The sequence below is a fragment of the Psychroserpens damuponensis genome (genome assembly GCF_000826655.1).
Classification (GTDB): Bacteria; Bacteroidota; Bacteroidia; order Flavobacteriales; family Flavobacteriaceae; genus Psychroserpens; species Psychroserpens damuponensis.
In genome coordinates this window covers 1-8,550 of sequence record NZ_JXJO01000032.1, presented here as the reverse complement: position 1 = coordinate 8,550, position 8,550 = coordinate 1, and the positions used below count along the sequence as shown (strand labels likewise).

4 protein-coding genes are annotated in these 8,550 nt (G+C 34.7%); all 4 read left to right on the top strand.

Annotated elements, in window-relative coordinates; all coding sequences use genetic code 11:
- Nucleotides 1-3,599 (top strand): T9SS C-terminal target domain-containing protein (locus TD29_RS16285; protein ID WP_040282324.1); only part of this gene is annotated, 3,599 nt, incomplete at its 5' end.
- Nucleotides 3,600-3,670: 71 nt separating this feature from the next.
- The gene (locus TD29_RS16280; RefSeq protein ID WP_040282322.1) at nucleotides 3,671-4,573 is read left to right on the top strand and encodes a PorP/SprF family type IX secretion system membrane protein; all 903 of its coding nucleotides are present in this window, start codon (nucleotides 3,671-3,673) and stop codon (nucleotides 4,571-4,573) included.
- 18 nt (nucleotides 4,574-4,591) lie between these two features.
- Nucleotides 4,592-6,505, top strand: a complete 1,914-nt coding sequence (locus TD29_RS16275; RefSeq protein WP_040282320.1) for an OmpA family protein — start codon at nucleotides 4,592-4,594, stop codon at nucleotides 6,503-6,505.
- 106 nt (nucleotides 6,506-6,611) lie between these two features.
- The coding region (locus TD29_RS16270; RefSeq protein WP_040282318.1) for a fibronectin type III domain-containing protein at nucleotides 6,612-8,550 on the top strand (1,939 nt) is incomplete at its 3' end.

Below are 8,550 nucleotides of genomic sequence, written 5' to 3'. Positions count from 1 at the left end.
ATACACCATCAGCAAGTATCACAGGTTTAGACTTTGAAACAGAATATGAAGTTTGGGTAAGAGCAGATTGTGGTGGTGGAACATTCAGTGTTTGGTCAGGTCCAGTTAATTTTACAACAACTATTCAGTCAAATTATAGTATAGATTGTTCACTAGCTCCAACTCAAATAACCTATTGTTATGATAATAATGATTTAAATACTTGGACATTTGTATCTACAGATGGAAGTCCGCTTCGATTAACATTCAATGCTGGAGGTATTGAATCTTGTTGCGATGATATATTAGTGTATGATGGTGCAGACAATACAGCACCACTTTTATATCAAGGAAACAACGGAGGTGATCTTTCTGGTTTAGAGTTTAACTCTACAGGAGATACTTTATTTATGGAAATTGATTCTGACGGCTCAGTTAGCTGTGCATCGGGAGGTACGTGTTGTACTACACAATGGGATTTTAGTGTGGCTTGCGCAACATGTACACAGCCTGCAGCTAACTATACAGTAGATTCTAATTGTTTAGTTGGACCTGAGTTTTTTGTGGATGTTGACTTAACAGATTTAGGTTCTGCTTCTTCTGTAACAATAAGTGATGATCAAGGAAGTCCTACTCAAACTGTAAATACTTTACAGGTAGTAACATTTGGACCATATCCAAATAATACACCAGTAATAATTACGGTTGCTAATGATGACGATGCCAACTGTACAATAACGAGTTCTGCATTAAATCAAGAATATTGTACTGAAAACCTAGTAGATTGTTCAGTTGGACCTGTTAACGGATTTCTCTGTTACGGAAATGATGATTCTGAAATATTTACTTATACGAGCTCAGATGGATCTCTATTAAACCTAACCATAAATACAGGAGAAATTGAAGGTGCACCTTTTGATTTCCTAGTAATTGTAGATGGTAATGGTACAGAATTATATAATGGTGAAGGTAATAATGGTATATTAGATGGCATATTTGTTCAATCTTTAACCGATACCATTACGATACAAGTGACTTCAGATGGATCTGTAAGTTGTGATTCAGGTAGTTTCTGTTGTTCAGACGGTATTGATTTTACAGTGGCTTGTGCTACATGTATTAATCCAGCAGCAACATATCAAGTTGTCGATGATTGTGAGAATGGAGACCAATTTTTAATTGATGTAAATGTCACAAGTTTAGGTGACGGGACATCATTTACTATATCTAATAACATTGATGCAAATACTGTACCGGTAACGGCTACTGGTATTTACCAAATTGGTCCGTTTCCGTTTTTAGTTGATGTGGTAGTAACAGTAGAAAATAATGATGATATTAATTGTGTTATTAATAGTAACCCAATTCAATTATTAGCTTGCCCTCCAGATAATGATAACCCATGTAACGCAACTATAGCAGTTGTTAATGATGACGCATCATGTGATTTGGTTACAGCAGGTACATTGATCGAAGCAACCGATTCTGGTGTGCCTAACGGAAGTTGTGGTGGAAATCCAGATGATGATGTTTGGTTTCAATTTACAGCATTAAGTGAAGTGCAATTAATCTCTATAGTAAATATTGCTGGAGGTGGCTTTAATACTGACCATGCATTATATAGTGGTGATTGTGATAATTTAGTAGAATTAGAATGTACAGATGGAGAAGCTAGTGTAACACCTCAATTAGTTGTTGGAGACACCTATTATATTAGAGTGTTTTCAGGTGGAAATGATTCTGAGACAACTACATTTGATTTGTGTATCAAAGAAGCACCTACTAATATTATTTGTGAAAACGCAGAGAATTTTTGTGCAGAAGTAGGAGGTGCATTAACAACACCTAATATAATTGGAATTCCTGATCCTACAGATATTGCTTGCTTAGGGTCTGCACCAAATCCAACATGGAATATTATTCAAATTGGAGATCCAGGATTGATTGAAATAGAGATTTCTCAGGTTGATGCTAATGGTGGAGGATTAGATGTTGATTTCGTGCTTTGGGGACCTTTTGCAAGCTTAGATGACGCTTGTGGTGATTTAGATTTTGGTTGTCCAGATCCTAATGATTGCCCTAACAATACAGGAGATCCTAATTTTTATCCCTTCGGAAATATCGTAGATTGTAGTTATTCTTTTGTTTCCGTAGAAAACTTAACAATAGATAATGCTCAAACGGGTGAAATTTATTTGTTATTAGTTACTAATTTTTCTGATGATCCAGGAACAATTTCAATTAGTCAAACTAATGCAGGAGGAGCTACTGATGGTGATATTACTGCAGAAATTGAAGTAGATTTAGGTGCAGATCAAAATTTCTGTGGTTTTCCAGATTTTGAATTAAATGCTGATTCACCATTCGCAGATACTTACGAATGGTATGAGAATGGATTCATAATTCCAGGAGAAACTGGACCAACTCTAACGGTTTCTGAAACTAGTACATATACTGTTATTGCTTATGATGAACAATGTGATTCTCAAGCTCAAGATTCTGTTACAGTTAATTTTGGTCAAGAACCTGTTGCTAATCTTGTAGATGATATTATTACATGTGATGATAATTCTGCAGACGAAATAGAAGATTTTGATTTAGAAATGCAAACTATTGGAGTTTTAGGAACTCAAGCAGCAGCAGATTTTAATGTAACGTATCATCTTACCTTAGCTGAAGCGCAAGCAGATACAGGAGCATTACCATCACCTTATACGAATGTGTCTACTCCGCAAACAATTTACGTTAGAATTGAAGATGCTAATGCAGATTTCTGTTTCGCTACAACGAGTTTTGATTTAATTATATCTGGACCAACACCTACTGCAAATAGTGTGTCAATAGAAGAATGTGACGATGATACAGATGGAATTACTTTATTTGATCTAGCAGCTCATGACGCAAACGTGCTAAATGGTCAAAGTGCAACAGATTTTACTGTTACATACTATGAGTCTGAGACAGATGCCGAAGCAGGAACAGGAGCAATTGATACATCTGTTCTTTATAGTAGTGCATCTCAAACCATATATGTTAGAGTTGAAAGTAATATTGCTTTTGATTGTTATTCAACAACTGCATTTGATTTAGTTGTAAAATCATTACCTAGTACAACGTTTACAACAGATTTTAATTACGAAGTATGTCCTGATGCAACGGTAGCTATCGAAATCACAGCAACTCCTAATAATTATACTGAAAACGAGGTAACCATCAATTGGTATTTTAATGGAGATTTAATTGCAGGAGAACAAAGCTTATCATTACCAGTCATTGAAGCTGGCCTCTATGAAATTGAAGTGATATATAATGATAGTACTCAATGTTCTAGTATTACAGCTCAAAATGTAATAGAATTAGAAACTTGTGTAATACCGGAAGGAATTTCTCCAAATGGAGATGGTATGAATGATACCTTCGACCTAAGTAGTTATGAAGTAAGTAAGTTAGAAATTTTTAATAGAAATGGAACTCTTGTCTATTCAAAGGCTAATTACACCAACGAATGGTATGGTCAAACTAATGATGGAGATGAATTACCAGTAGGAACCTATTTTTATACTATGGAATATAGAGACGGATTTAGAACTGCATGGGTTTATATTCAACGCTCAAATTAAAAACCAATTAATAATAATCTCGATACGAATTCTTGAATTCAACCAAAACAACTAAAACAAACAACTAACAAATGAAAAATTTTTATATCATTATTGTATTGCTCATCGCAACACAGGTGTATGGACAGCAAGATCCACAATACACACAGTACATGTATAATATGAATGTCATCAATCCAGCTTATGCAGGTTCAAAAGAGAACTTGTCTTTTGGCTTGTTGTATCGTACACAATGGACAGGTATTGATGGTGCACCTAAAACGGCAACATTTTTTGGACATGCTCCAGTAGGAGAAAAAGTAGGATTAGGACTATCTGTAATTTCTGACCAAGTAGGTCCTGTAAAAGAGACAAATGCATATGCTGATTTTTCATATACCTTAAAATTAGGTGGTGAACACAACTTGGCTTTTGGTATAAAAGCAGGAGCTACCTTTCACGATATTGGTTTAGCAGATATTGATTTAATAGATCCAAACGACCCATTCTTTCAAAATATAAATACAACCACTCCAAATATTGGTGCAGGATTCTTTTATTACACAGACAAATACTATTTAGCAGGTTCTGTTCCTAATATTTTAAGTTCAGTACATTTAGATGCCAATGGTAATAAAATTGGTTCAGAGGAAGCGCACTACTTTTTTACTGGAGGATATGTATTTGACTTATCAGCCAATACAGAGCTTAAACCATCTTTTATGGTTAAATCAGCATTTGGAGCGCCAACCTCATTTGATGTCAACTTGAATGCACGTTTTTTCAAAAAGTTAGAATTAGGAGCTTCATATAGATTAGATGATTCTTTTTCAGGATTAATAAATTTTGCTATAACTCCATCATTGAGAATAGGATATGCTTATGATGCTGTAACATCAGATATTAAGGAGTATGCACCAGCTTCACATGAATTCTTACTATTATTTGATCTAAATTTCCCTAAAAAAGTTTCACGTTCACCTAGATATTTCTAACCAATTAAGCTAATTATTATGAAAAAAATTTTAACACTTATTACAATCGCAGCGTTAAGTAGTTTTAGCTTAATTGCGCAAAATGCCAGTACTAAAAAAGCAGATAAACATTTTAATAAATTTGAATTTGTTGAGGCTGCCAAAGACTATACTAAAATAGTTGAAAATGGTAAAGGAGATTCTTACGTTTATAGTCAACTAGCAGAATCTTATTATAATGTATTTAATACTATAGAAGCAGAACGCTGGTATGCAAAAGCATTAGAAAGTTCTCAAAGCCCAGATATGATTTTTAAGTATTCACAAATGCTTAAAGCTAATGGGAAATATGAAGAGTCTAACGTTCAAATGACAAAGTTTGCTAAAATGCGACCTAGTGATGACAGAGCAATAGCCTTCAATAAAAATCCAGATTATTTGCCTAAGATATTAGAAAAAGGAAAGAAATTCAATATTCAAAATTTAGGTTTCAATACAAAGTATTCAGACTTCGGAGGTACACTTAATGATGGTAAATTATATATTACTTCAGCTAGAAACACATCACGTAAAACGTATGGTTGGAATGAAGAACCATTTTTAGATATATATGAATTAGCTAAAGGAGAAGATGGTAGTTATCAAGCCGCTGCTTTGGTTGAGAATAAAGTAAATACGAAATACCATGAAGGTCTAGTTTCTTTTTCACCAGATGGTAAAACGATGTATTTTTCACGCGAAAGTTATTTTGAAAATGAATTTGAAAAAGATTCTTTAACTAACTATAAAAAGAGTCAATTGCAATTATTCAAAGCAACAAAATCAGGTGATACTTGGGGTAATGTAGAAGGTTTTTCAATTAATAGTAAGGAGTATACAGTTAAGAATCCATCAGTGAGTACAGACGGTAAAACACTCTATTTTGCATCTAATATGCCAGGAGGATATGGTTTATTTGACATTTATAAAGCAGCAATTAATACAGATGGATCATTAGGAGAAGCAGTTAATCTTGGACAAAAAGTAAATACTCAAGGTCAAGAAATGTTTCCATACATCAGTAATAATAATACACTTTACTTTTCATCAAATGGTCATTTAGGTTTAGGAAACTTAGATGTTTTTTATACAAAAGAAATAGATGGAAAAATGGCTCCAGTTAGAAACGTCGGAATTCCTATTAATAGTAACGCAGATGATTTTGCTTTTAGTTTAAATGAAGATTCTGAGGAAGGTTATGTGTCTTCAAATAGAGAAGGAGGACTTGGCGGTGATGATATCTACGGAATAAAAAAATTACAACCTTTATGCGATGTTTTAATTACAGGAACAATAACAGATAGTAAAACAGGAAATCCAATAAATGCATCATCAGTTACAATGTATGATGATCAAGGCAATATGGTATTGTCTAAAGTTACAAATCCTGATGGAACTGTTGAATTCATAGTAGAGTGTGATAAAGCTTCAGAATTAGAAGTCACAATGGATGGATACGAAAGTCAAAAAGTTACAGTGGCAGCATCTCAAGAGGAAGAAGTAGAAGTAAGTGTTTTATTAGACCCAATAGAAGACATTGTCGGGCCAGAAACAATTAACCTAAATCCTATCTATTTTGATTTTGATAAATCAAATGTAACCGCTCAAGCAGCCTTCGAACTAGATAAATTAGTGCAAATAATGAATAAGTATCCTGAATTGGTTATCAATGCCACTTCTCACACTGATAGTAGAGGTAACGCACCTTACAATGAAAAACTATCTGATAGAAGAGCCAAAACTACTGTACAGTATGTTATTTCTAAAGGTATAGACAAATTAAGAATTACTGGGATTGGTAAAGGTGAAAGTGAATTAAAAGTTGACTGTGGTTCTAATTGTACAGATGAAGAACACCAATTAAATAGAAGATCAGAATTTATTATTGTAAGTGGTGGTCCACAACAACAATAATAAAAATTTTAATATAAGCCTTGAATAATCATCAAGGCTTATATTTTTATAGTATAAATAATTGCAAAAATTGATTATGTAATAAAGAAAGTAACAACCAATACAAATGAAAAATATTACCTTAATAATTGCGTTAATCTTCACCTGTTCATGGGTTAGTGCGCAAACGTATTTACAAGAAGATTTTAATACAGAAATACCTGCGACTTGGACTATTACTGATGGTGGTGGTGGTACAAATGATTCTTGGGCCTCTGGTCAACAAGGAGGTGGCAATAATCTTGACGGTACAAATAGTGCTATTGTTGATAGTGATTCAAATGGAAATGGAACAGAATTAATTGAAACATTAACCTCGCCTATTTTTGACACAACAGGTGCAGTAGCTTTGTTTTTAGATTTTGATCAATATTATAATGACTTAGCTGGAGGAGCAGATTCTGATAGTGGAGTAGTAGAAGTTTTTGATGGTACAAACTGGATTGAAGTTTTAAATCAAGATGCCGATGCTGGACTGTTTGGAGCACCAGATCAACAACACATCGATATAACAGCTTATTCTAATGCTAATATGCAAATTAGATTTGTTTATAATGATGGAAATGCTTGGGCATGGTATTGGTTAGTAGATAACGTACAGGTTTATAATTCTACATGTAATTTTCCTTCAGATATTACAGTTACAAATATTACTGCAAATTCTGCGGTTATAGGTTGGACTGCGGGTGGAGCAGAAATGGATTGGGAAGTGGTAGTGCAGCCTATCGGTTCTGGTGAGCCAACTGGAGCAGGTACTATGACTAATAATAATCCATATACAATCTCAACATTAACTGCTATAACAGAATATGAAGTTTATGTGAGATCAGATTGTGGTGCTGACGGTTTTAGTATTTGGGCTGGACCAATGAACTTTGAAACTGCCTGTGACGTCTTTGTCCCTGATTACCTAGAAAGTTTTACTACTATAGTACCTGACTGTTGGGATGAAGCGGGAGATGGAGATGCAATTACTGGTCCTACAGGATTAGGAGCTGGGGATTGGAATCAAGATGGATTCTTAAATAATGGCGCTACAGGTGCATATAAAATAAATTTATGGCAAGCAGCAAAAAGCGATTGGATATTAACGCCTCAATTTGATTTAACAGGTGGCCCTTTTCAAGCAGACTTTGATTTTGGAGTTTTAACATTTAACACTACTGATACTGCAGGTACGCTTGGTTCTGATGATACAGTTCAATTATTAATTAGTACAGATAATGGTACGACTTGGACTAGCCTTATTACTTTTGATAGTGCAAGTAATGTACCAGTAACAGGTACACAAGCAGTAGCAGATTTAACAGCTTATTCAGGTCAAATTGTACAATTCGGAATCTTGGGATCTGAAGGTACGGTTGATGATCCAGAAGATAACGACGTTTTTGTCGATAATTTTAGAGTAAGAGCTATTCCAACTTGTCCTGAGCCATCATCATTATCAGTAGCTAATGTAACTGATAATGCAGCCGATATAAGTTGGATTGCTGGTGGAGCAGAAATGGATTGGGAAGTAGCAATTCAAGCAGCAGGAACAGGAACACCTACAGGTGCTGGAATTGCAACTCAAAATAATCCGTATAGTGCTAGTGCACTAACGGCAAGTACAGCGTATGAAGTATATGTAAGAAGCGATTGTGGAGCAAATGGGTTAAGTAGTTGGGTTGGACCAATTAATTTTACAACATTAAATGTACCACCTCCTGCACCATTAGGAGTTACTTGTGCTTCAGGAGTTTCATCATTTATTTTTACTGAAAATTTTGATGATAACCCACCATCTGGTTGGACAGGAACTGGATTTGATGGTTCTAATGGGAATTGGGATATTGCAGCTGCAGGTGCCAACTCATTTGGAACAGGTCCAGCAAACGCTTATGATGGCGGTTCAGGAACACATTTAGAATATGAAGCAACAGGAGATGCAACAGATATCGCATCTGCAATTAGTCCTGCTATAGATTTAACAGCAGCATTAGATGGCGCTGAATTATCATTCTTTT

Coding starts and splice junctions, on each gene's coding strand:
- TD29_RS16280 (WP_040282322.1), top strand. CDS start 3,671: ATGAAAAATTTTTATATCATTATTGTATTGCTCATCGCAACACAGGTG.
- TD29_RS16275 (WP_040282320.1), top strand. CDS start 4,592: ATGAAAAAAATTTTAACACTTATTACAATCGCAGCGTTAAGTAGTTTT.